The organism is Klebsiella sp. 10, assembly GCF_018223925.1.
Lineage (GTDB): Bacteria > Pseudomonadota > Gammaproteobacteria > Enterobacterales > Enterobacteriaceae > Klebsiella > Klebsiella pneumoniae.
In genome coordinates this window covers 64,190-86,269 of sequence record NZ_JAGRRB010000006.1, presented here as the reverse complement: position 1 = coordinate 86,269, position 22,080 = coordinate 64,190, and the positions used below count along the sequence as shown (strand labels likewise).

Sequence of the window (22,080 nt, the reverse complement as noted above, 5' to 3'; positions counted from 1 at the left end):
GTCCCGTCCGTTCCGCCACTTATTTAACATTAAGCCTGCTCAAATAGCAGGCTTAGTGGTAAGAAAATTTTAGGGGCGTAGTTCAATTGGTAGAGCACCGGTCTCCAAAACCGGGTGTTGGGAGTTCGAGTCTCTCCGCCCCTGCCATTTATAAGAATCCTTTGCTCAGGCAAAGGATTTTTTTTTATCTCTAATCTCCATTGGCAATATCCCCGACGAAAATACCTTGCTGTTCTCCGTCCATGGAGAGTAGCGTTTATTCCAGAATAGGGTTTTTCAGGATCTCATGGATCTGCGCCTGCTTATCGCTATTTTGTAACCAGATCGCATAAAGTGGACGGGATAACGTAGCGCTGTCCATGACCGTATGTAACCCATGCTTCTCTTTCGCCCAGCGAGCAGGTAGCCAACAGCAGCCGTTCAGGCGCGATAATTGCTGATAGATCAGTTCAGCTGAAGAGGTAGTGAGCAGCGGAACATCATCGCTTCCTATCAGTCCCACTTCGTTTTGCTGAAAATCAGGCCCCCATTCAAGGCGCAAGTAATTCAATTCATTTCTGTTTTTTGCAGGCGATGCGCAATACAGGGCAAGAGTAAAATTACCCAACAGCTGGCTGCTTAATTCATCCATCTTCGGCGATTCGGTGGTGATCAGCAGATCCAACTGGCGTTCGTGAAGCTGTTTAACCAACGACTGCCGCTGCGCGATACGGGCTTCAAACTGGAGATTGTAAGGTGCGCTGTAGAGGGTACCGAGCCAGCTGTTAAGCATACATTCCCACAGGGAGGCGCTGGCCCCAATGGAGAATTCATTATGTCGCGAAGAGTGTGCCACCTCCTTGCGCGCAGCCTGCCAGGTATTCATGAGCGTTTCGGCATAGGGGAGGAGCTTTTCGCCGGCGGTCGTCAGGCGGATGTTATTACGATGACGGGTGAACAGATTCACACCAAGTTGATTTTCCAGCTGACGAATACGAAAGCTGACTGCTGACTGTGTCAGGTAAAGCGCCTCTGCTGCTCGCCCAAAGTGACGAGTTCTACTCACTTCCAGGAAAGTCTTGAGCAATTCCGTATCCACACCGTTCTCCACAAAATTATTTGTCGTGATGATTTAAATGTTTTGTTTGACGCTCTGTCAAGCGTAACTAATACTCCGCGCCATAAATAGCTCGGCCAAAGAATCAGGAGCGTGTAGGATGGCGGAAAGCTTTACGACGACTAATCGTTTTTTCGACAATAAAAATTATCCACGCGGGTTCTCCCGTCACGGTGATTTCACCATCAAAGAGGCGCAACTGCTGGAACGTCATGGTTATGCCTTTAACGAACTGGAACTGGGTAAGCGCGAACCTGTTACCGAAGATGAAAAACAATTTGTCTCGGTGTGCCGTGGTGAACGTGAGCCGGTGACGGAAGCAGAACGCGTATGGATTAAGTATATGGCGCGTATCAAGCGGCCGAAGCGTTTCCATACTCTGTCCGGCGGCAAACCGCAGATGGAAGGCGCTGACGATTACACCGAAAGCGATGACTAAGAAAAAAGGGCGTAAGCCCTTTTTTTACGCCATCATTTTCTGCAGATGGTTGAGCATCCGATCAATTGCCCGATAGCTGAGCGCCTCCTGCAAATGACAGCGTTCAATCTCTTCAACCTCTGCCAGATCGGCAATGGTTCTCGCAACCTTTAACAGACGCTGCCAGGCGCGAATAGAAAGCCCCAGCTGCGTTAGCGTCTGTTCCAGCCAGACAGCATCCTCCCGCCTTAAGCGGCAGCAGTTCTTCATTTCACGATTCTCAAGATGGGCATTGAGTTTATTTTGCCTGAGCATTTGTCGTTCACGCGCCGCCAGCACCCGCTGCCGGACCGTTGCGCTCGATTCTTCGCCCTGCGAGCCCTGACTCAGTATTCCTGGCGGTGGCAATGGGATCTCTAAGGAAAGATCGAAGCGGTCGAGGAAGGGGCCTGACAGGCGTCCAAGGTAGCGCAATGTCTGCTCCGGCGATGCACGATTATGTTTACCCTGATAATGTCCTGTCGGGCTTGGATTCATCGCTGCAATAAGCTGAAAGCGCGCCGGATAGTCAATTTTGGCGCGCGAGCGTGATATGTGGATCTTGCCTGACTCAATGGGTTCGCGTAGCGCATCCAGTACCCGCCGCTCAAACTCCGGCAGTTCATCAAGAAACAGCACGCCATTATGGGCCAGGGAAATCTCACCGGGGACCGGTATCGAGCCGCCGCCCACCATCGCTGCCAGCGAGGCGCTATGGTGGGGGGCGCGGAACGGCCTCTGACGCCACCGCGTCTTTGCGGTGTGGAGGTTGACCAGACTCTGTATGGCCGCGCTCTCCAGCGCTTCCTGATTGCTTAATGGCGGCAGGAGACCGGGGAGTCGGCTGGCTAGCATGGTTTTCCCGGTCCCGGGCGGGCCTATCAGGAGCAGGTTGTGACCACCGGCGGCCACAATCTCCAGCGCTCGTTTGCCCTGCTGCTGGCCGATAACATCGAGCAGATCTTCGTAGCGTTCATCCCGAGCAGGCGCCTCGGCGAGAGGCGGCGAAAGCGATGTCTGCCCCGCAAGAAATGCGCAAACCTCCTGCAGATGGTCGGCGACCAGACAATCGCTGCCGCCGATCAGGCCGACCTCCGCCGCATTGTCAGAGGAGACGACAATGCGCCGGCCGGCTTTGATGGCCTCCATTGCGCTGGGGATCGCCCCTGGAACGCCTCGTAACCCACCTGTAAGGGCGAGTTCGCCCACAAACTCATATTGATTCAGTCGCGTCGTGTTGAGCTGCTCTGAGGCAACGAGAAGCGCGAGAGCGATGGGCAGATCGTATCGTCCGCCTTCTTTGGGCAGATCCGCTGGCGCCAGGTTAATGGTTATCTTCTTCGCAGGAAAAGCGTAGCCGCTGTTGATCAGGGCGCTGCGGACCCGGTCGCGGGCCTCTTTCACGGTGGTTTCCGGCAGCCCGACCATAGTTAGACCAGGAAGACCGTTGCTGAGATGAACCTCAACGGTAATCAATGGCGCTTCGATACCGAGCGCCGCGCGAGTATAGACGATAGCGAGCGACATAAAACCTCCTGGACAGAGAAGAATTATGGTTGGCATGACGTAAAGCGAGAATGGAAAAAGTGCGAATTTAGAACTGCGTATCCATACTTTTCGCGGCACATCGTTACATTTAGCCGAAAATGGACGTTTGATCGCAAAACAGAGCTATGTTGGCAAAGAGGGCGCCGAAGAGCGCGGCAGGGGTGAGAAAACTGAATTTTTTTCATTTTTGATTTTTTTCATATAAAACAATTATTTTTATTGAAACCGTTAGGCTGATCAGCAACGAAGATATAAAAAAATCTTGTGCTTTATGTGATGTCTGTGGTAACTCTTTAGGTATTCCTTCGAACAAGAAGCCAGAAAGTATAGAAAATGACAGCCCTTCTACGAGTGATTAGCCTGGTCGTGATTAGCGTGGTGGTGATTATTATCCCACCGTGCGGGGCTGCACTTGGACGAGGAAAGGCTTAGAAATCAAGCCTTAACGAACTAAGACCCCCGCACCGAAAGGTCCGGGGGTTTTTTTATAACTGAAATAACCTAAGCGAGGAGCAGATGATGACTTTTAGCATAAAATTCTGTTTCTCCCGATTTATGACGGGGAACTAACTATGAATGGTGCGCAGTGGGTGGTACATGCTTTGCGGACACAGGGAGTCGACACAGTTTTTGGCTATCCGGGTGGCGCAATTATGCCGGTTTACGATGCACTGTATGACGGCGGCGTGGAGCACCTGCTGTGCCGGCATGAGCAAGGGGCAGCCATGGCGGCCATTGGTTATGCGCGAGCAACCGGTAAAACCGGGGTGTGTATCGCGACGTCCGGCCCGGGCGCGACCAATCTGATCACCGGCCTGGCGGACGCCCTGCTTGACTCTATTCCCATCGTAGCTATCACCGGCCAGGTGGCCGCACCCTTCATCGGCACGGATGCGTTCCAGGAAGTAGACGTTCTCGGTTTGTCACTGGCCTGTACTAAGCACAGTTTCCTTGTGCAGTCTCTGGACGAACTGCCGCGGGTTATTGCTGAGGCTTTCCAGGTGGCAAACTCAGGCCGTCCAGGTCCGGTGCTGGTTGATATCCCTAAGGATATTCAGATGGCGCAGGGCGACCTCGATCCCCATTTCTCTACCGTCGCCGATGAGATGGCATTTCCGCAGGCGGAAGTGGCGCAGGCTCTGCAGATGCTGGCCCAATCGCAGCAACCGATGCTGTATGTTGGCGGCGGGGTCGGCATGGCGCAGGCGGTACCGGCTTTGCGCGAATTCCTGGCGGTGACCAGGATGCCGGCAACCTGCACCCTGAAAGGGCTGGGCGTGGTGGATGCTGATTATCCCTATTATCTCGGCATGCTGGGAATGCACGGCACTAAGGCGGCCAACCTGGCGGTACAGGAGTGCGATCTGCTGATCGCCGTCGGCGCGCGCTTTGACGATCGCGTGACCGGTAAGCTCAATACCTTCGCACCGCATGCCAAAGTGATCCACATGGACATCGATCCGGCGGAGCTGAACAAGCTGCGTCAGTCGCATATCGGTCTGACAGGCGATCTGAACTGCCTGCTGCCGGCGCTGCAGCAGCCGTTAGCTATCGATGGCTGGCGCGAGCGGAGTGCCGCACTGCGTGCCGAGCATGCCTGGCGTTACGATCATCCCGGTGAGGCAATCTACGCGCCGCTGCTGCTGAAGCAGCTTTCCGACCGCAAGCCGGCGGACAGCGTGGTGACCACCGACGTTGGCCAGCACCAGATGTGGTCGGCTCAGCATATGAGCTATACCCGCCCGGAAAACTTTATCACCTCCAGCGGCTTAGGCACTATGGGCTTTGGCCTGCCGGCCGCCGTTGGCGCCCAGGTGGCTCGCCCTAACGATACGGTGATCTGTATCTCCGGTGACGGCTCCTTCATGATGAATGTACAGGAGCTGGGCACCGTTAAACGCAAGCAGTTACCGCTGAAGATCGTGTTACTCGACAACCAGCGGTTAGGGATGGTTCGACAATGGCAGCAGCTGTTTTTCCAGGAACGTTATAGCGAAACCACTCTGACTGATAACCCTGATTTCCTCACGCTGGCCAGCGCCTTCGGTATTCCTGGCCAACACATCACCCGTAAAGACCAGGTTGAAGCGGCACTCGACACCATGCTTTCGAGCCAGGGGCCATACCTGCTTCATGTCTCAATCGACGAACTTGAGAATGTCTGGCCGTTGGTGCCGCCCGGCGCCAGTAACTCTGAAATGCTGGAGAAATTATCATGATGCAACATCAGGTCGCTTTACAGGCACGTTTCAATCCGGAAACCTTAGAGCGCGTGCTGCGCGTTGTCCGCCACCGGGGTTTCCACATCTGCGCAATGAACATGGAAACCGCGCCGGACGCACAGAACATAAATATCGAATTGACCGTTGCCAGCCCGCGGCCCGTCGAATTACTGTTTAGTCAATTAAGCAAACTGGTCGACGTTGCCTGCGTCGAGATCCAGCAACCCACATCACAACAAATCCGCGCCTGAGCGCAAAGGAAGAAAAATGACGACGAAAAAAGCTGATTACATTTGGTTCAATGGCGAGATGGTTCCGTGGGGCGAAGCGAAAGTTCATGTGATGTCCCATGCGCTGCACTACGGTACCTCGGTATTCGAGGGGATCCGTTGCTACGACTCGCACAAAGGCCCGGTGGTGTTCCGTCATCGCGAACATATGCAGCGTCTGCATGATTCAGCCAAAATTTATCGTTTCCCGGTCTCCCAGAGCGTCGACGAACTGATGGAAGCCTGCCGCGAAGTCATTCGAACCAATAATCTGACCAGCGCTTATATCCGTCCGCTGGTGTTTGTTGGCGATGTCGGCATGGGGGTAAACCCGCCTCCGGGTTACAACACTGACGTGATCATCGCGGCGTTCCCATGGGGAGCCTACCTCGGCGCAGAAGCGCTTGAGCAGGGGATCGATGCAATGGTCTCTTCCTGGAACCGCGCGGCGCCGAACACTATCCCGACGGCAGCGAAAGCCGGTGGTAATTATCTTTCCTCGCTGCTGGTTGGCAGTGAAGCGCGTCGCCATGGCTATCAGGAAGGTATCGCCCTCGATGTTAACGGCTATATCTCCGAAGGCGCAGGGGAAAACCTGTTTGAAGTGAAGGACGGTGTACTGTTCACCCCGCCGTTTACCTCTTCCGCGCTGCCGGGCATTACCCGCGACGCCATTATCAAGCTGGCGAAAGATCTTGGTATCGAAGTCCGCGAGCAGGTGTTGTCCCGTGAATCCCTGTATCTGGCGGATGAAGTCTTCATGTCCGGCACTGCGGCGGAAATCACCCCGGTACGCAGCGTGGACGGCATCCAGGTCGGCGCAGGCCGTCGCGGTCCGGTAACCAAACGCATTCAGGAAGCCTTCTTTGGCCTCTTCACCGGTGAAACAGAAGATAAATGGGGCTGGTTGGATCCGGTAAGTAAGTAATTAAAAATGGGACGGCACGCACCGTCCCATTTAATAAACACAGATGGGAGTAAAAAGAGCATGCCTAAGTACCGTTCCGCCACCACCACACATGGCCGCAATATGGCGGGCGCCCGCGCGTTGTGGCGCGCAACCGGAATGACCGATGCCGATTTCGGCAAACCGATTATCGCCGTTGTTAACTCCTTTACCCAGTTTGTCCCCGGGCACGTGCACCTGCGCGATCTCGGCAAACTGGTTGCCGAGCAGATTGAAGCCGCCGGTGGCGTGGCCAAAGAATTCAACACCATCGCAGTGGATGATGGGATCGCTATGGGCCACGGGGGTATGCTCTATTCACTGCCATCCCGCGAGCTGATCGCCGACTCGGTGGAGTATATGGTTAACGCCCACTGCGCTGATGCCATGGTTTGTATCTCCAACTGCGACAAAATTACCCCGGGGATGCTGATGGCTTCCCTGCGCCTGAACATTCCGGTGATCTTTGTGTCCGGCGGCCCGATGGAAGCCGGGAAGACCAAGCTGTCAGATAAAATCATCAAGCTTGACCTGGTGGATGCGATGATTCAGGGGGCGGATCCGAAAGTGTCCGACGAGCAGAGTAATCAGGTGGAACGCTCCGCCTGCCCGACCTGCGGCTCCTGTTCCGGGATGTTCACGGCGAACTCCATGAACTGCCTGACCGAAGCGCTGGGCCTGTCACAGCCGGGCAACGGCTCTCTGCTGGCGACCCACGCCGATCGTAAGGAGCTGTTCCTAAACGCCGGGAAACGTATCGTGGAGCTGACCAAACGCTATTACGAGCAGGATGACGCTTCCGCGCTGCCGCGCAATATCGCCAGCAAGGCGGCCTTTGAGAACGCTATGACGCTGGATATCGCCATGGGCGGCTCCACCAATACCGTTCTGCACCTGCTGGCGGCGGCGCAGGAAGCTGAAATCGACTTCACCATGAGCGATATCGATAAGCTCTCCCGCAAAGTGCCGCAGCTGTGTAAGGTGGCGCCGAGCACGCAGAAATACCATATGGAAGATGTGCATCGCGCCGGCGGCGTGCTGGGCATTCTGGGCGAGCTGGACCGCGCCGGGCTGCTGAATCGCGAGGTCAAAAACGTCCTTGGCCTGACGCTGCCGCAGACCCTGGAACAGTACGATGTGATGGTGACCCAGGACGACGCGGTGAAAAAAATGTTCCGCGCCGGCCCGGCGGGCATCCGTACCACCCAGGCGTTCTCGCAAGACTGCCGCTGGGATACCCTGGATGACGATCGCGCCGAAGGCTGTATCCGTTCTCTGGAACACGCTTACAGCAAGGACGGCGGCCTGGCGGTGCTGTACGGCAATTTCGCAGAAAACGGTTGTATCGTGAAAACCGCCGGCGTGGACGACAGCATCCTGAAATTTACCGGTCCGGCGAAAGTATATGAGAGCCAGGACGATGCGGTTGAGGCCATCCTCGGCGGTAAAGTCGTGGAAGGCGACGTCGTGGTGATCCGCTACGAAGGGCCGAAAGGCGGGCCGGGGATGCAGGAAATGCTTTACCCCACCAGCTTCCTGAAGTCGATGGGGCTGGGCAAAGCGTGCGCGCTGATCACCGATGGCCGTTTCTCCGGCGGCACCTCAGGGCTCTCTATCGGTCACGTCTCTCCGGAAGCGGCGAGCGGCGGCAACATTGCGCTCATTGAAGATGGCGACATGATCGCGATTGATATTCCGAACCGCAGCATCCAGCTGCAGCTGAGCGATGCGGAAATTGCGGCGCGTCGTGAAGCCCAGGAGGCGCGTGGCGACCAGGCGTGGACGCCGAAGAATCGCCAGCGTCAGGTCTCCTTTGCCCTTCGCGCCTACGCCAGCCTGGCGACCAGCGCCGACAAAGGCGCGGTACGCGATAAATCCAAGCTGGGTGGCTAATCATGGCGGATTCACAACCCTTGTCCGGCGCCCCTGAGGGCGCCGAGTACCTGCGAGCAGTGCTGCGCGCGCCGGTTTATGAAGCGGTGCAGAAAACGCCGCTGCAAAAAATGGATAAGCTCTCGTCGCGGCTGGATAACGTTATTCTGGTGAAGCGTGAAGATCGCCAGCCGGTACACAGCTTTAAGCTGCGCGGCGCTTACGCGATGATGTCCAGCCTGACTGCCGAACAGAAATCCCACGGGGTGATCACCGCTTCGGCGGGCAACCATGCCCAGGGCGTGGCGTTTTCCGCATCGCGGCTGGGCGTTAAGGCGCTGATCGTGATGCCGGTAGCGACCGCCGATATCAAAGTCGATGCCGTTCGCGGCTTTGGCGGCGAAGTGCTGCTGCACGGCGCCAACTTTGACGAAGCGAAGGCGAGAGCGATTGAGCTGGCGCAACAGCAGGGTTTTACCTGGGTGCCGCCGTTCGATCACCCAATGGTCATCGCCGGACAGGGAACCCTGGCGCTGGAGCTGCTGCAGCAGGATGCCCATATTGACCGCGTCTTCGTCCCGGTGGGCGGCGGCGGTCTGGCAGCGGGCGTGGCGGTGCTGATCAAGCAGCTGATGCCGCAGATCAAAGTGATCGCGGTGGAGGCGGAAGATTCTGCTTGCCTGAAGGCGGCGCTGGACGCAGGCCATCCGGTGGATCTGCCGCGCGTCGGCTTGTTTGCCGAAGGCGTGGCGGTCAAACGCATCGGCGATGAAACGTTCCGTTTATGCCAGGAGTATCTGGACGATATCATCACCGTCGATAGCGATGCTATCTGCGCGGCGATGAAGGATCTGTTCGAAGATGTGCGGGCGGTGGCGGAGCCTTCCGGCGCGCTGGCGCTGGCGGGGATGAAAAAGTATATCGCCCAGCATAACATCCGCGGCGAGCGTCTGGCTCATATTCTGTCCGGGGCCAACGTCAACTTCCACGGCCTGCGCTACGTGTCCGAGCGCTGCGAGCTCGGGGAACAGCGCGAAGCGCTGCTGGCGGTGACGATCCCGGAAGAGAAAGGTAGCTTTTTGAAGTTTTGCCAGCTACTGGGGGGCCGCTCGGTGACGGAGTTCAACTACCGCTTTGCCGATGCCAAAGACGCCTGTATTTTTGTCGGGGTACGCCTGAGTCGTGGCCTGGAAGAGCGGAAAGAGATCCTCCAGTTACTGAACGACGGCGGCTACAGCGTGGTGGATCTCTCTGATGATGAGATGGCTAAGCTGCATGTGCGCTATATGGTCGGCGGCCGGCCGTCAAAAGCGCTGCAGGAGCGGCTGTTCAGCTTCGAGTTTCCGGAATCGCCGGGGGCGCTGCTGAAATTCCTGCATACCCTTGGCACCCACTGGAATATTTCATTGTTCCACTACCGCAGCCACGGCACTGACTATGGTCGGGTACTGGCGGCCTTCGAGTTGGGCGAGCACGAGCCGGACTTTGAAACTCGTCTCAATGAGCTGGGCTATGAGTGCCACGACGAAACGCATAACCCGGCATTCCGCTTTTTCCTCGCGGGTTAGTGGTTGGGAAGAATTTTCCAGAAAGCATCAATAAGCGGCTCATGCAGCCGCTTTTTTTGTGCGCAAACACCCAGCTCAAACGGCGTTTGCTCATCGCTGCGCTCCAGGATCATCACCCTGTTGCGTACCGGCTCCGGACTGTTCTCCAGCACCACTTCCGGCAGCAGCGCCACGCCGCATCCCAGGGCGACCATCGACACCATCGCTTCGTGCCCGCCGACGGTGGCGTAGATCGACGGATTGCTGATTTTATGCCGCCGAAACCACAGCTCGATGCGCCGACGTACCGGCCCCTGGTCGGCCATGATAAAGGGCACTGTCGACCAGTCGGGGCGCTCGACGGTCACCTGGTTGCGCACCGGGCAGGGAAGGGCCGGGGCAATTAACACCACGGCGAGGTTCTCCAGCATCGAAAACGCCACCGACCCTGGCAGAGTCTCCGGCTTACCGGCAATCGCCAGGTCGGCTTCGCCGGTGACGACCTTCTCCATAGCGTCGGCGGCGTCGCCGGTCGAGAGCTTGATCTCCACCGAGGGGTGCGCGGCGCGAAAGCGGTCGAGGATCGGCGGCAGATGGCTATAGGCGGCGGTGACAGAGCAGAAGATGTGCAGCTCGCCGGAGAGCGAAGGGCCCTGCTGATCGATGACGTGACGAAGCTGCTGATACTGCAATAAAGTCTGTTGGGCAAAGGTACGTAACTCTTCCCCGGCTTCGGTAAGGGTCACCGTGCGATTATCTCGCACGAACAGCGGCTGGCCGAGGTCCTCTTCCAGACGCTGGATCTGGCGCGAAAGCGTCGACGGGCTGACGTGCATGGCCCGCGCGCTGCGGCCAAAATGGCGGCTTTCCGCCAGATGCAGAAAGGTTTTCAGATCGCGTAAATCCACGGCGCGTACTCCCCGGTTTTGTATTTCATAAAATGCAATGTGACGTTGTGAATATATCAATTTCCGCAATAAAATTCCTGTCATATAGTAAGTTCATTCTCGCAAAAGCAAACCGAACAATAAGCACGACACAACATCACGGAGTTACAGACATGGCTAACTACTTTAATACACTGAACCTGCGCCAGCAGCTGGCACAGCTGGGCAAATGCCGCTTTATGGCGCGCGACGAATTCGCCGATGGCGCAAGCTACCTTCAGGGTAAAAAAGTGGTCATCGTCGGCTGCGGCGCGCAGGGCCTGAACCAGGGTCTGAACATGCGTGACTCCGGCCTGGATATCTCCTATGCGCTGCGTAAAGAAGCGATCGCTGAGAAGCGCGCCTCCTGGCGTAAAGCGACTGAAAACGGCTTCAAAGTCGGCACTTATGAAGAGCTGATCCCGCAGGCGGACCTGGTGGTTAACCTGACGCCGGACAAACAGCACTCAGACGTTGTGCGCTCCGTACAGCCGCTGATGAAAGACGGCGCAGCGCTGGGTTACTCCCACGGCTTCAACATCGTGGAAGTGGGCGAGCAGATCCGTAAAGACATCACCGTGGTGATGGTGGCGCCGAAGTGCCCGGGCACCGAAGTGCGTGAAGAGTACAAACGCGGTTTCGGCGTACCGACGCTTATCGCGGTACACCCGGAAAACGACCCGAAAGGCGAAGGCATGGCCATTGCCAAAGCGTGGGCGGCGGCGACAGGCGGCCACCGCGCGGGCGTGCTGGAATCTTCCTTCGTGGCGGAAGTGAAATCTGACCTGATGGGCGAGCAAACCATCCTTTGCGGCATGCTGCAGGCGGGTTCTCTGCTGTGCTTCGACAAGCTGGTGGCGGAAGGTACCGATCCGGCGTATGCAGAAAAACTGATTCAGTTCGGCTGGGAAACCATCACCGAAGCGCTGAAGCAGGGCGGCATCACCCTGATGATGGATCGCCTCTCCAACCCGGCGAAACTGCGCGCTTATGCGCTGTCCGAGCAGCTGAAAGAGATCATGGCGCCGCTGTTCCAGAAACACATGGACGACATCATCTCCGGCGAATTCTCCTCCGGTATGATGGCGGACTGGGCGAATGATGATAAGAAACTGCTGACCTGGCGTGAAGAGACCGGCAAAACCGCCTTCGAAACCGCGCCGCAATATGAAGGCAAAATCGGCGAGCAGGAGTACTTCGATAAAGGCGTTCTGATGATCGCGATGGTGAAAGCGGGCGTTGAGCTGGCCTTCGAAACCATGGTGGCCTCCGGCATCATCGAAGAGTCTGCTTACTACGAATCACTGCATGAGCTGCCGCTTATCGCCAACACCATCGCCCGTAAGCGTCTGTATGAGATGAACGTGGTTATTTCCGATACCGCTGAATATGGTAACTACCTGTTCTCTTACGCTTGCGTACCGCTGCTGAAAGAGTTCATGACCACCCTGCAGACCGGCGACCTGGGCACAGCGATTGCCGAAGGCGCGGTAGATAACGCGCAGCTGCGCGATGTGAACGAAGCGATTCGCAGCCACGCTATCGAGCAGGTTGGTAAGAAACTGCGCGGTTATATGACCGATATGAAGCGTATCGCGGTAGCCGGCTAATTCCTCGTCGTCTTTCGACTTGCCGATGCGTTGGCTACGGTACGTACACCCCAGTCACATAGTAATCTTTGTTCCTGGGGATGTACTTCCTTGCCGCCTTCCGGCAAGCCGAAATCCATAGAGGCATGGATTTGTTTAGTAGGCCTGATAAGCGAAGCGCCATCAGGCAAAAACCCGGAGATTAAGATCCCCGGGTTTTTTTATTATTTCCGGTACAGCACTTTGATGATGTGGTAGCCGAACTGGGTATGCAGCGGGCCGGTTGGCTCCAGTTCAGGGCAGGAGAAGACCACTTTATCGAAGGCCGGTACCATCTGGCCCTGGCGGAACTCACCCAGATCGCCGCCGCGTTTGCCTGACGGACAAATGGAGTGTTTCTTTGCCAGCTTGCCGAAATCGGCGCCGTTTTTGAGCTGCTCGAGCAGATCGAGCGCCAGTTTCTCTTCTTTTACCAGGATATGCAGTGCTGCCGCGGTTTTAGCCATGATTGCGCCTTGAGTGAGTTGGAATAAATCAGGGCGCCATAGTATCACGCGCTAGCGGCGATACAGCACCTTGATGATGTGGTAGCCGAATTTGGTTTTCACCGGGCCATAGGGTTTGAGCAGCGGACAGCTGAAGACGGCTTGATCAAACGGACCGACCATTGCGCCTTGCTGAAACTCGCCTAAGTCGCCGCCGTTGCGGCCAGACGGACATTTAGAATAGCGTTTCGCCAGATGATCGAAGCTGACGCCCCGCTCCAGTTTGGCGAGGATCTCCAGCGCCAGTTTCTCTTCTTTGATCAGGATATGCAGGGCCGCTGCGCTTTTTGCCATGACATCATTCTCAGGATGGTTTGTGTGGCTGACACTTTACCATCAGTCAGTAAATCTCGGCTCCGCTTTCTGCTACAATCCCCACCCCGTTCGAAGATTGAGCAAGACTCCCATGCGTTTAAACCCTGGCCAACAACAAGCCGTCGAATTCGTCACCGGACCGTGCCTGGTGCTGGCGGGCGCCGGTTCCGGTAAGACCCGCGTTATTACGAATAAAATCGCCCACCTGATCCGCGGCTGCGGCTATCAGGCGCGCCATATCGCGGCCGTGACCTTTACCAACAAAGCCGCGCGCGAGATGAAAGAGCGCGTTGGGCAAACGCTGGGGCGCAAAGAGGCGCGTGGCCTGATGATTTCCACCTTCCACACTTTGGGGCTGGATATCATTAAGCGCGAATACGCTGCGCTGGGTATGAAGTCTAACTTTTCCTTATTCGACGATACCGACCAGGTGGCGCTGCTTAAGGAACTGACCGAAGGGTTGATCGAAGATGACAAAGTGGTGCTTCAGCAGCTGATCTCGACGATCTCCAACTGGAAAAACGATCTAAAAACCCCGGCGCAGGCCGCCGCTGGCGCGAAAGGCGAACGGGATCGTATTTTCGCCCACTGCTATGGGCTATACGACGCGCACATGAAGGCCTGCAATGTCCTCGATTTTGACGATCTGATCCTGCTGCCAACGCTGCTGCTGCAGCGCAACGAGGAGGTGCGCGAGCGCTGGCAAAATAAGATCCGCTACCTGCTGGTGGATGAGTATCAGGATACCAATACCAGCCAGTATGAGCTGGTGAAACTGCTGGTGGGTCAGCGGGCGCGCTTTACCGTGGTGGGCGATGACGACCAGTCGATCTACTCGTGGCGCGGCGCGCGGCCGCAGAACCTGGTGCTGCTCAGCCAGGACTTCCCGGCGCTGCAGGTGATCAAGCTTGAGCAGAACTACCGCTCATCCGGGCGTATTCTGAAAGCCGCCAATATTTTGATCGCCAATAACCCTCACGTCTTTGAAAAGCGGCTGTTCTCCGAACTGGGATATGGCGCGGAGCTGAAAGTGCTCTCCGCCAACAATGAAGATCATGAAGCGGAGCGCGTGGCCGGGGAGCTGATCGCCCACCACTTCATTAATAAAACCAATTACAAAGACTACGCGATCCTTTATCGCGGCAATCACCAGTCGCGGGTCTTTGAAAAGATGCTGATGCAGAACCGCATCCCGTACAAAATCTCCGGCGGCACGTCGTTCTTTTCGCGTCCGGAAATTAAAGATCTGCTGGCCTATCTGCGCGTGCTGACCAACCCGGACGACGACAGCGCCTTCCTGCGTATCGTCAACACGCCGAAGCGCGAGATCGGCCCGGCGACGCTGCAAAAGCTCGGTGAGTGGGCGATGGGCCGCAACAAAGGATTGTTCACCGCCAGCTTTGATATGGGTCTCAGCCAGACGCTGACCGGGCGCGGCTATGAATCCCTCACCCGCTTCACCCACTGGCTACGCGAGATCCAGCAGCTGGCCGAACGCGAGCCGGTCAACGCCGTGCGCGATTTGATTCGCGGGATCGACTACGAATCCTGGCTGTATGAAACCTCACCCAGCCCGAAAGCCGCGGAAATGCGCATGAAAAACGTCAACCAGCTGTTTACCTGGATGACCGAGATGCTGGAAGGCAGCGAAATCGATGAGCCGATGACCCTGACCCAGGTGGTCACCCGCTTTACCCTGCGCGACATGATGGAGCGCGGCGAATCGGATGAAGAGCTGGATCAGGTGCAGCTGATGACTCTCCATGCGTCAAAGGGGCTGGAGTTCCCCTACGTCTATCTGGTGGGAATGGAAGAGGGATTGCTGCCGCACCAAAGCAGCATTGATGAAGATAACGTCGATGAAGAGCGACGGTTAGCCTACGTTGGCATCACCCGTGCGCAGAAAGAGCTGACCTTTACGCTCTGTAAGGAGCGCCGGCAATATGGCGAACTGGTGCGTCCTGAACCGAGTCGTTTTCTGCTGGAGCTACCTCAGGACGACCTTATCTGGGAGCAGGCACGCAAAACCATTACGCCTGAAGAGCGGATGCAAAAAGGCCAGGCCAACGTCGCTAATATTCGGGCGATGCTGGCAAAGGCGAAAAAAGCTTAGCGTCTCAGGCGATAAACTGCTGCCAGGCGGCGGAGAAGGGCATCACCAGTATTAGCGAGGGCAGCATATTGGCGGTAGGGAAGGCACGGATCCCGCACAGACGGAAACCGGTCGCCAGCATAATGATGCCGCCGCAGGCGGTGAAGTCGGCGATCATCGACGGATTGATTAACGCCATGATAAAGGTTGCCGCGAAAAACAGGATAACGAAAACAATCAGCTGGGGAATAAAGATCACGGTGATGATATACCCCAGCGTGGAGGCGAAAATCGCGGCAGTAAAAAAGTCGAGGATCGACTTGGTCAGCAGAATGGTCGGGTCGCCGGTCATCCCTTCGGTTAAGGCGCCGAAGATGCCGGTACCGCTGGCGCAGAACAGGATCAGCACGGCGATAAACTGATTCATAAAATCTTCCGCACCGACGCTGGCGCTGGACTGCGCCGGAAAGATACGTTCAATGGGGCTGCGCAGCGTTGTTCCGGCTCGTTCAATCCATTTTTCAATATTCAACAGGCCGCCGATAATCGTGCCGACAATAATAGCCAAGGCAATCGGCGGCAGGTTATGCAATTTATTGACAAAGAATATGCCCATACTGATTGAGATCAGTCCGGCGATCAACGGTAAGGTTTTTTTGAAATGTTCCGGAATAAAACGATTCAGTGAAGCGCCCGCCAGCGCACCGACGAGAAGCGAGCCGCTACAGACAAATATACCTATAGCCATAATTTATTTTCCCTAATAAAAATCAGGGCCTGAATATACAGGCCCTGAAATATTTAAATTAATTATTTAATGTTAAATACGCGGCTGGCATTACCCCAGGCGATTTTCTCTTTCAGGCCTGCTTCAAGTTCTAAAGGATCAAACCAGTCGCAGGCCTGATGAATATCTTCATACGGATAATCGACAGAGAACATCACGCGATCGGCGCCCATGACTTCAATAGCATTATTCAGTGAATGGGTATTGAAATGGCCGCTGGTGGTAACGATGAAGTTATTCTGCAGGTAGTGCATTAACGGTTTTTCCGCTTTACCCAGACCGCAGCCGAAACGCTGACGATAGAGACGATGTTGAGTGCGCGGCAGCATATGTACCAGCCCTTCGCCGAGGTGACCCAGCACCAGATTGAGGTTAGGATAACGATCGAACAGACCGCTCATCATCAGACGAATAGCATGCACTGCCGTTTCCTGAGCGAAGCCCCAGGCAGAGCCGATCAGGCTTTCGTAACCGGTATAGATGCCGCGCGCCGGGCCTTCCAGCGGTTCACGAGGATGCAGATAGACAGGCACGTTCAGCTCGTTGACCTTATCCCAGAATACCAGCATGGATTCGTCATCAAGATAGAGGCCATGCTCGCTATCTTTAACGTTGGTGTAGCCGTTGATCAGCGCACCTTTCATGCCTAACTTTTTCACGGCGCGCTCCAGCTCTTCCGCCGCGGCTTCCGGGTTCTGCAATGCCAGGGTGGCGAAGGCGCTGAATTTGTCCGGATTTGGCTTAACATAATTCTCAACGATAAAATCGTTGGTATCGCGGGCAAAAGAGACGGCTTTGGCTTTATCTAAAATAGACTGGGCGCCAGGTGAAGTCAGAGAAAGAATTACATGATCAATATGACGCTGCGCCATTTCTTCCAGCTGAATGCTGCGATCCAGCAGGCGGCGTTCAACATCTTTCATATATTCTGTGCCGTTACGACCTGCTTCACCAGATGAATCCCACAGACGGTTATTTTCAGGAGTGGATACGTGTTCTTCTAAAGCAATTTTTCCGCGCATGATATTTTCCTTGCGATATGAGTCAGTGTGGCTTGATGCGAGGAGAATAAAAGCTTTCACGTATTACCAGCAATAAACCAAACGTAATAGGGGTTATTAATAAAACCAATACACGGGCGTATTTTGTTACTTAGATTTTAATAGAAGTACTCTGCTGTGCGGGATCGGCAAGCGTAGCGATCAGCGAGCGTAGCCAGATATGTCCGGGATCGCGGTGCAGCCGCTGATGCCAGACCTGACGGATGGCGATTTTGGCGAGGGGAAAAGGCAGCGGCCAGCTGCGGCAGGGATAGCGCCGGGTGATATGCCGCGCCACCTGTTCCGGGACGACGGCAATCATATCGCTTTCGGCCACCAGCTCACCGGTACCTAAAAAACTTGGTAACGTTAGCGCAATGCGCCGGGGCATGTGGTGCTCATCAAGCAGCTTATCCATATCGCCATGGGCAGTCCCCTCCACGCGGATCGCCAGATGCTTTTCCTGGCGCCAGTCTTCGGCGCGGAGCTGTGCACGAATGCGAGGATGGTTTTCCGCAGCCAGGCAGACATATGATTGATCGAAGAGATGTTGCTGGTAGACGCTTTCCGGAAGCTGCGTCAGATAGCCGATCGCGAGATCGCATTTCCCGGATTCGAGGGCGTTGAGGGTCTGCTCATCCAGATTCTGTACCGTAAAGGTGATCCCGTCCGCCGCCTGCTGCTGGAGCGCAATTTGCAATAAAGGCAGCAGCGTCATTTGGCTGATATCGGTCATACCGATCGTAAAATTACGCTGGCTCTGCTGGGGAAGAAATTCAGGTTTGACCGCTAAATCGTTATCGGCAAGCTGGAGAAGAGTCGAGATGGTGGGGGCGATCGCGTCCGCTCGCGGCGTCGGAATCATCCGCTGCCCGACCCGGACAAACAGCGGGTCAGCAAAATGATCTCGTAGTTTTTTCAGCAAAAGGCTGCCGGTGGGCTGGCTGATATCGAGCGCGTCCGCTGCTGGGGAAACATTGCCCAAGCGGTAGAGCGCAGAGAAAAAGCGTAGCGATTTGAAATCCAGTTCTTCCCGCATCCGCCCTCTTGGCTGGATATTATTTCAGCGTATCGCCGCTGGCGACCCGAAGTATCCAGTGGACGTAGCTTTGCCACTGACACTCCTGATCGACCATCTCCCGACCCAGCGGATGTTCATCCAGCCAGTTTCCCGGCAATATCAGCGTCAGTTGTTCGTCTTGAGCGGTCAGCTGAATGGCGGGCAACAGATCGTCGCGCCGCCGGCTGGCAAACAGGATTGCCAGTCGCAGCAGACGACACAGATGCTCAGCCACCCGCGGTGGGACGGCATTCTGTTGATGAAGCGAAGAGAGGTCGATAGCGTTAGTCTGGTTAAGGAGCAGCGTGGCAATCAGCTTCTTCTGCGCTGGGGTAAAGCCCGGCAGGTCGAGGTTATTGACCAGATAGGCAGCGTGCTGCGGCGCGCGCTTAAAATCCACGCTCAGCCCAATTTCATGCAGCGCACAGGCGCTAAGGAGTAAATCACGGCTTAGCGGATCCAGCTCCCAGCTGCCATCCAACTGACTGAGCAGATGACTGGCAAGGCCGCCGACGCGCTGGGCCTGTTCGGTGTCGATCATAAAACGACGCTGAATATTACGCAGCGTGCGGCTGCGGATGTCCTGCTCAACGGAGAGATGCAGCATGCCGTACACCAGGCCTTCGCGTAACGCGCCGCCCGCGAGGGTCATACACTGAATATTCAGTTCGCTGAAGATAGCGATCAGGATCGCCAGCCCGCTAGGAAACACCAGCGCCCGCTCAAGGGTTAAGCCTTCGATCTCCAGCTCTTCCAGACGTCCGCACTGGATAGCGCGCTGTTTAAGCTGCTGGAGTTTGGCGAGGGTGATTCGTTCATCCATCCCCTGCGCCATCATAATTTCCTGCAGAGCCTGAACGGTGCCGGAGGCGCCAACGCACACTTTCCATCCGTGATAGCGCAGCACATCGGCGACGGGCAGTAGTACCTCGCGCGCAGCCGCTTCGGCGAGATCGAAATTCTCTTTCGTCAGACTACGGTCGGCAAAATAGCGTTCAAGCCAGGTGACACAGCCCATCGACAGGCTAAACAGCGAGGTTGTTTGTGCGCCGGTCCCGGTCACCAGCTCGGTGCTGGCACCGCCGATATCGACCACCAGGCGCTGATCGGCGCCGCCGGTGGTGTGGGCGACACCCTGGTAAATCAGGCGCGCTTCTTCTTCGCCGCTGATCACTTGCACTGGAGTGCCGAGGATCTCCTGCGCTTTCGCCAGAAACTCCCCCGCATTGACGGCAAGACGCAGCGTGGCGGTGGCCACGACGCGGATTTGCGTCGGCGGAATATCCTGCAGGCGCTCGGCAAACAGGCGTAAGCACTGCCAGCCCCGTTCCATCGCTTCTGCGGAGAGGGTGTTGTCGCTATTCAGGCCGGCGGCCAGTCGAACCTTACGCTTAATGCGGCTCAGCGTCTGGATGCTGCCCGCCACCTCGCGCACCACCAACATATGGAAACTATTGGAGCCCAAATCAATGGCGGCATATAGCGAGGTGGAGCTCATACTCTTCATCGTTCAGAAGGCTCCCTGGTCGGTGGGGCGCTTAGGCCCGATCCACATCACTGAGCGGGTCGCCAGAGGAAGGTCGCCCTGGCAGATTCTGAATGACTGAGCGTATGGCATAGATCTCTTAACCTGAACGACGACGATTGCGCGGTGGACCGTTACGGCGCGGGCCGTTGCCTGGGCGCGCACGGGTCAGACGCAGCGGCTTAGGCAGGTCGGTCATCAGCGCGTCCGGGTTGTACTTACTGACCGGAATTGAGTGACCAATATAGGTTTCGATCGCCGGCAGATTCAGCGCATACTCTTCGCAGGCGAGGCTAATGGAGTGACCGCTGGCGCCAGCGCGACCGGTACGGCCGATGCGGTGAACGTAATCTTCGCAGTCGTCCGGCAGATCGTAGTTAAAGACGTGAGTCACGGCCGGAATATGTAAGCCACGGGCGGCAACATCGGTCGCGACCAGAATATCGAGGTCGCCACGGGTAAATTCTTCGAGAATGCGCAGACGTTTTTTCTGCGCCACGTCGCCGGTCAGCAGACCTACGCGATGGCCGTCGGCGGCGAGATGGCCCCAGATATCTTCGCAACGGTGCTTGGTATTGGCGAAAACGATGGCGCGATCGGGCCACTCTTCTTCCAGCAGCGTCTGCAGCAGGCGCATTTTTTCTTCATTGGACGGGTAGAAGAGCTCTTCTTTAATACGGTGGCCTGTCTTCTGTTCCGGCTCGACTTCAACGTACTCGGCGTTATTCATTTGTTCGAACGCCAGTTCGCGGACGCGATAAGAAAGGGTCGCGGAGAACAGCATGTTCAGGCGCTGAGTGGCCGGCGGCATGCGGCGGAACAGCCAGCGGATATCTTTAATAAAGCCGAGATCGTACATGCGATCGGCTTCGTCCAGCACGACAACCTGAATGGCGCCGAGGTTAATGTGGTTCTGCTTCGCGTAATCGATCAGACGACCAGTGGTACCGATCAGAATATCGACGCCGCTTTCCAGCACTTTCAACTGCTTATCGTAGCCGTCGCCGCCGTAAGCCAGACCCAGCTTCAGACCGGTGGCCTGCGCCAGTGGCTCAGCGTCGGCGTGGATCTGTACCGCCAGTTCACGCGTCGGCGCCATAATCAGCGCGCGCGGTTGGTTAACCTGGCGATCGGCGATAGCCGGGTGAGAGAGAAGATAATGAAACGTTGACGTCAGGAACGCCATCGTTTTACCGGTACCGGTTTGCGCCTGCCCGGCGACATCGCGGCCTTCCAGCGTCAGCGGAAGGGCGAGGGCCTGAATGGGTGTGCAATTATGAAACCCTTTCTTTTCAAGGGCTTCAATGACTGCCGGGTGCAGGGCGAAGTCGGAAAACTTCTGTTCTGTTAAATGTGTTTTGCTCATAGTGTGGTAGAATATCAGCTAACTATTGCATTAAGAAAGCGTATCCGGTGAAATAACGTCAACCTTTCGTTGGCGGTGTACGAAATTATTCAAGGTACGTCTACGGTAACTGAACGAATCCAGGATAGCTTAGACTACTAAGCGAGTCGGGAGCGATAAATCTGCAGCATGCAGTTCGCGTTCGGGCACCCTGGCGTCAACAGGCGAGTCCATGATGGATTGCGCCAGTTGGCAGGCCAGAGAATTGAGGTATCCTGAAGAATAGCGTGCATAACGTAGCCGCAGCGCGTCGTTGATGGCTACGACACCAACACACCAGGCTTATTCCTGTGGAGTTAAATATGAGCGATAAAATTATTCACCTGACTGACGACAGTTTTGACACGGACGTACTCAAGGCTGACGGGCTGACCCTCGTCGATTTCTGGGCAGAGTGGTGTGGTCCGTGCAAAATGATCGCCCCGATTCTGGATGAGATCGCTGAAGAGTATCAGGGCAAACTGACCGTAGCTAAGCTGAACATTGACCAGAACCCGGGCACTGCGCCGAAATACGGCATTCGCGGTATCCCAACCCTGCTGCTGTTTAAAAACGGCGAAGTGGCGGCCACTAAAGTTGGCGCCCTGTCCAAGGGTCAGCTGAAAGAGTTCCTCGACGCTAACCTGGCGTAAGCGAATTGCTGTTCCGGCGTCCAGATTCCTATTTTTTGCGGAACTCTGGACGCCCGGCTGGAGTCGTGCTAAGTTAATCCACAGACTTCGTTTTAAACATACCTTGTTTGAATCTTGTTTTACCCGAAGCATCCCGCATAAATGCGCGTGAAGCTAATAATTCCGGGCTTTTCACTCATTCCGTCTAGTCGTTTCAGTTCTGCGTTC

Annotated in this window: 21 protein-coding genes and 1 tRNA gene; 12 read left to right on the top strand and 10 right to left on the bottom strand. The window is 56.0% G+C overall.

What is annotated here, in order from left to right; genetic code table 11:
* Nucleotides 1–71: 71 nt before the first annotated feature.
* Nucleotides 72–147, top strand: a tRNA-Trp gene (locus KHQ26_RS08185).
* Nucleotides 148–256: 109 nt separating this feature from the next.
* Here KHQ26_RS08185 and hdfR read toward each other — a convergent pair.
* Nucleotides 257–1,078, bottom strand: a complete 822-nt coding sequence (hdfR, locus tag KHQ26_RS08180; protein ID WP_002883081.1) for an HTH-type transcriptional regulator HdfR — start codon at nucleotides 1,076–1,078, stop codon at nucleotides 257–259.
* 118 nt (nucleotides 1,079–1,196) lie between these two features.
* On the opposite strand from hdfR, the gene KHQ26_RS08175 reads away from it, so the two are divergent.
* Entirely contained in the window at nucleotides 1,197–1,535 is a 339-nt protein-coding gene (locus tag KHQ26_RS08175) for a DUF413 domain-containing protein (protein ID WP_004146520.1), read from the top strand.
* 24 nt (nucleotides 1,536–1,559) lie between these two features.
* Here KHQ26_RS08175 and KHQ26_RS08170 read toward each other — a convergent pair whose 3' ends face one another.
* Complete coding sequence (locus tag KHQ26_RS08170) at nucleotides 1,560–3,080, bottom strand: YifB family Mg chelatase-like AAA ATPase (RefSeq protein ID WP_002883134.1); 1,521 nt, start codon at nucleotides 3,078–3,080, stop codon at nucleotides 1,560–1,562.
* 354 nt (nucleotides 3,081–3,434) lie between these two features.
* On the opposite strand from KHQ26_RS08170, the gene ilvL reads away from it, so the two are divergent.
* The 7 genes from ilvL (at nucleotide 3,435) to ilvA (ending at nucleotide 9,978) form a co-directional block, all read left to right on the top strand.
* Nucleotides 3,435–3,533 carry an ilv operon leader peptide gene (ilvL, locus tag KHQ26_RS08165; RefSeq protein WP_001311244.1) on the top strand — a complete coding sequence of 33 codons (99 nt, stop codon included), beginning with the start codon at nucleotides 3,435–3,437 and terminating at the stop codon, nucleotides 3,531–3,533.
* A gap of 84 nt (nucleotides 3,534–3,617) precedes the next feature.
* Complete coding sequence (gene ilvX, locus KHQ26_RS26290) at nucleotides 3,618–3,671, top strand: peptide IlvX (protein WP_201281575.1); 54 nt, start codon at nucleotides 3,618–3,620, stop codon at nucleotides 3,669–3,671.
* A gap of 2 nt (nucleotides 3,672–3,673) precedes the next feature.
* The gene (gene ilvG, locus KHQ26_RS08155) at nucleotides 3,674–5,320 is read left to right on the top strand and encodes an acetolactate synthase 2 catalytic subunit (RefSeq protein ID WP_029497104.1); all 1,647 of its coding nucleotides are present in this window, start codon (nucleotides 3,674–3,676) and stop codon (nucleotides 5,318–5,320) included.
* Nucleotides 5,317–5,574, top strand: a complete 258-nt coding sequence (gene ilvM, locus KHQ26_RS08150) for an acetolactate synthase 2 small subunit (RefSeq protein ID WP_002883170.1) — start codon at nucleotides 5,317–5,319, stop codon at nucleotides 5,572–5,574. The genes ilvG and ilvM overlap by 4 nt, the downstream gene beginning before the upstream one ends.
* Nucleotides 5,575–5,590: 16 nt before the next feature.
* Nucleotides 5,591–6,520 (top strand): branched-chain-amino-acid transaminase, encoded by a 930-nt coding sequence (gene ilvE, locus KHQ26_RS08145; RefSeq protein ID WP_002883171.1) that lies wholly within the window; start codon nucleotides 5,591–5,593, stop codon nucleotides 6,518–6,520.
* 60 nt (nucleotides 6,521–6,580) lie between these two features.
* Nucleotides 6,581–8,431, top strand: coding sequence for a dihydroxy-acid dehydratase (ilvD, locus tag KHQ26_RS08140; protein ID WP_002883173.1), 1,851 nt, complete (start codon nucleotides 6,581–6,583; stop codon nucleotides 8,429–8,431).
* 2 nt (nucleotides 8,432–8,433) lie between these two features.
* On the top strand, nucleotides 8,434–9,978 hold the full coding sequence (ilvA, locus tag KHQ26_RS08135; protein ID WP_002883174.1) for a threonine ammonia-lyase, biosynthetic: 1,545 nt from the start codon (nucleotides 8,434–8,436) through the stop codon (nucleotides 9,976–9,978).
* Here the strand turns inward: ilvA and ilvY are convergent.
* Complete coding sequence (gene ilvY / locus KHQ26_RS08130; RefSeq protein WP_002883176.1) at nucleotides 9,975–10,865, bottom strand: HTH-type transcriptional activator IlvY; 891 nt, start codon at nucleotides 10,863–10,865, stop codon at nucleotides 9,975–9,977. The two genes, ilvA and ilvY, sit on opposite strands and share 4 nt — an antisense overlap.
* A gap of 152 nt (nucleotides 10,866–11,017) precedes the next feature.
* Between ilvY and ilvC the strand changes: the two genes are divergently transcribed.
* Nucleotides 11,018–12,493 (top strand): ketol-acid reductoisomerase, encoded by a 1,476-nt coding sequence (gene ilvC / locus KHQ26_RS08125; protein ID WP_002883178.1) that lies wholly within the window; start codon nucleotides 11,018–11,020, stop codon nucleotides 12,491–12,493.
* Nucleotides 12,494–12,696: 203 nt separating this feature from the next.
* On the opposite strand, the gene ppiC (KHQ26_RS08120) is transcribed toward ilvC, so the two are convergent.
* Nucleotides 12,697–12,978: a peptidylprolyl isomerase PpiC gene (gene ppiC / locus KHQ26_RS08120; protein WP_002883180.1), complete on the bottom strand. Its 282-nt coding sequence runs from the start codon at nucleotides 12,976–12,978 to the stop codon at nucleotides 12,697–12,699.
* A gap of 51 nt (nucleotides 12,979–13,029) precedes the next feature.
* On the bottom strand, nucleotides 13,030–13,311 hold the full coding sequence (gene ppiC, locus KHQ26_RS08115) for a peptidylprolyl isomerase PpiC (protein WP_020804041.1): 282 nt from the start codon (nucleotides 13,309–13,311) through the stop codon (nucleotides 13,030–13,032).
* A gap of 112 nt (nucleotides 13,312–13,423) precedes the next feature.
* Between ppiC (KHQ26_RS08115) and rep the strand changes: the two genes are divergently transcribed.
* Nucleotides 13,424–15,445, top strand: coding sequence for a DNA helicase Rep (rep, locus tag KHQ26_RS08110; protein ID WP_004181641.1), 2,022 nt, complete (start codon nucleotides 13,424–13,426; stop codon nucleotides 15,443–15,445).
* 4 nt (nucleotides 15,446–15,449) lie between these two features.
* Here the strand turns inward: rep and KHQ26_RS08105 are convergent, their stop codons facing one another.
* From KHQ26_RS08105 to rhlB, 5 genes are all read right to left on the bottom strand, one after another.
* A complete protein-coding gene (locus tag KHQ26_RS08105; protein WP_002883185.1) occupies nucleotides 15,450–16,172 on the bottom strand; it encodes a DUF554 domain-containing protein in 723 nt (240 codons plus the stop codon).
* 62 nt (nucleotides 16,173–16,234) lie between these two features.
* A complete protein-coding gene (locus tag KHQ26_RS08100; protein WP_004181642.1) occupies nucleotides 16,235–17,233 on the bottom strand; it encodes an amidohydrolase family protein in 999 nt (332 codons plus the stop codon).
* Between the two features lie 130 nt (nucleotides 17,234–17,363).
* Complete coding sequence (locus KHQ26_RS08095) at nucleotides 17,364–18,290, bottom strand: LysR family transcriptional regulator (RefSeq protein WP_002883211.1); 927 nt, start codon at nucleotides 18,288–18,290, stop codon at nucleotides 17,364–17,366.
* 19 nt (nucleotides 18,291–18,309) lie between these two features.
* Nucleotides 18,310–19,818 carry a guanosine-5'-triphosphate,3'-diphosphate diphosphatase gene (gppA, locus tag KHQ26_RS08090; protein WP_004150419.1) on the bottom strand — a complete coding sequence of 503 codons (1,509 nt, stop codon included), beginning with the start codon at nucleotides 19,816–19,818 and terminating at the stop codon, nucleotides 18,310–18,312.
* Nucleotides 19,819–19,936: 118 nt separating this feature from the next.
* Nucleotides 19,937–21,202, bottom strand: coding sequence for an ATP-dependent RNA helicase RhlB (gene rhlB, locus KHQ26_RS08085; RefSeq protein ID WP_002883222.1), 1,266 nt, complete (start codon nucleotides 21,200–21,202; stop codon nucleotides 19,937–19,939).
* 341 nt (nucleotides 21,203–21,543) lie between these two features.
* Here rhlB and trxA point away from each other — a divergent pair, with 341 nt between their 5' ends.
* Nucleotides 21,544–21,873: a thioredoxin TrxA gene (gene trxA, locus KHQ26_RS08080; protein WP_002883224.1), complete on the top strand. Its 330-nt coding sequence runs from the start codon at nucleotides 21,544–21,546 to the stop codon at nucleotides 21,871–21,873.
* Nucleotides 21,874–22,080: the final 207 nt, after the last annotated feature.

Excerpts from the sequence above, each read along its gene's own strand:
- gppA (WP_004150419.1), bottom strand. The coding sequence starts at position 19,818 with ATGAAGAGTATGAGCTCCACCTCGCTATATGCCGCCATTGATTTGGGC.
- trxA (WP_002883224.1), top strand. The coding sequence starts at position 21,544 with ATGAGCGATAAAATTATTCACCTGACTGACGACAGTTTTGACACGGAC.
- KHQ26_RS08100 (WP_004181642.1), bottom strand. The coding sequence starts at position 17,233 with ATGCGCGGAAAAATTGCTTTAGAAGAACACGTATCCACTCCTGAAAAT.
- ilvM (WP_002883170.1), top strand. The coding sequence starts at position 5,317 with ATGATGCAACATCAGGTCGCTTTACAGGCACGTTTCAATCCGGAAACC.
- ilvL (WP_001311244.1), top strand. The coding sequence starts at position 3,435 with ATGACAGCCCTTCTACGAGTGATTAGCCTGGTCGTGATTAGCGTGGTG.
- ilvA (WP_002883174.1), top strand. The coding sequence starts at position 8,434 with ATGGCGGATTCACAACCCTTGTCCGGCGCCCCTGAGGGCGCCGAGTAC.
- ppiC (WP_002883180.1), bottom strand. The coding sequence starts at position 12,978 with ATGGCTAAAACCGCGGCAGCACTGCATATCCTGGTAAAAGAAGAGAAA.
- KHQ26_RS08175 (WP_004146520.1), top strand. The coding sequence starts at position 1,197 with ATGGCGGAAAGCTTTACGACGACTAATCGTTTTTTCGACAATAAAAAT.
- ilvC (WP_002883178.1), top strand. The coding sequence starts at position 11,018 with ATGGCTAACTACTTTAATACACTGAACCTGCGCCAGCAGCTGGCACAG.
- ilvD (WP_002883173.1), top strand. The coding sequence starts at position 6,581 with ATGCCTAAGTACCGTTCCGCCACCACCACACATGGCCGCAATATGGCG.
- rhlB (WP_002883222.1), bottom strand. The coding sequence starts at position 21,202 with ATGAGCAAAACACATTTAACAGAACAGAAGTTTTCCGACTTCGCCCTG.
- rep (WP_004181641.1), top strand. The coding sequence starts at position 13,424 with ATGCGTTTAAACCCTGGCCAACAACAAGCCGTCGAATTCGTCACCGGA.
- ppiC (WP_020804041.1), bottom strand. The coding sequence starts at position 13,311 with ATGGCAAAAAGCGCAGCGGCCCTGCATATCCTGATCAAAGAAGAGAAA.
- KHQ26_RS08170 (WP_002883134.1), bottom strand. The coding sequence starts at position 3,080 with ATGTCGCTCGCTATCGTCTATACTCGCGCGGCGCTCGGTATCGAAGCG.
- KHQ26_RS08105 (WP_002883185.1), bottom strand. The coding sequence starts at position 16,172 with ATGGCTATAGGTATATTTGTCTGTAGCGGCTCGCTTCTCGTCGGTGCG.
- ilvG (WP_029497104.1), top strand. The coding sequence starts at position 3,674 with ATGAATGGTGCGCAGTGGGTGGTACATGCTTTGCGGACACAGGGAGTC.
- KHQ26_RS08095 (WP_002883211.1), bottom strand. The coding sequence starts at position 18,290 with ATGCGGGAAGAACTGGATTTCAAATCGCTACGCTTTTTCTCTGCGCTC.
- ilvE (WP_002883171.1), top strand. The coding sequence starts at position 5,591 with ATGACGACGAAAAAAGCTGATTACATTTGGTTCAATGGCGAGATGGTT.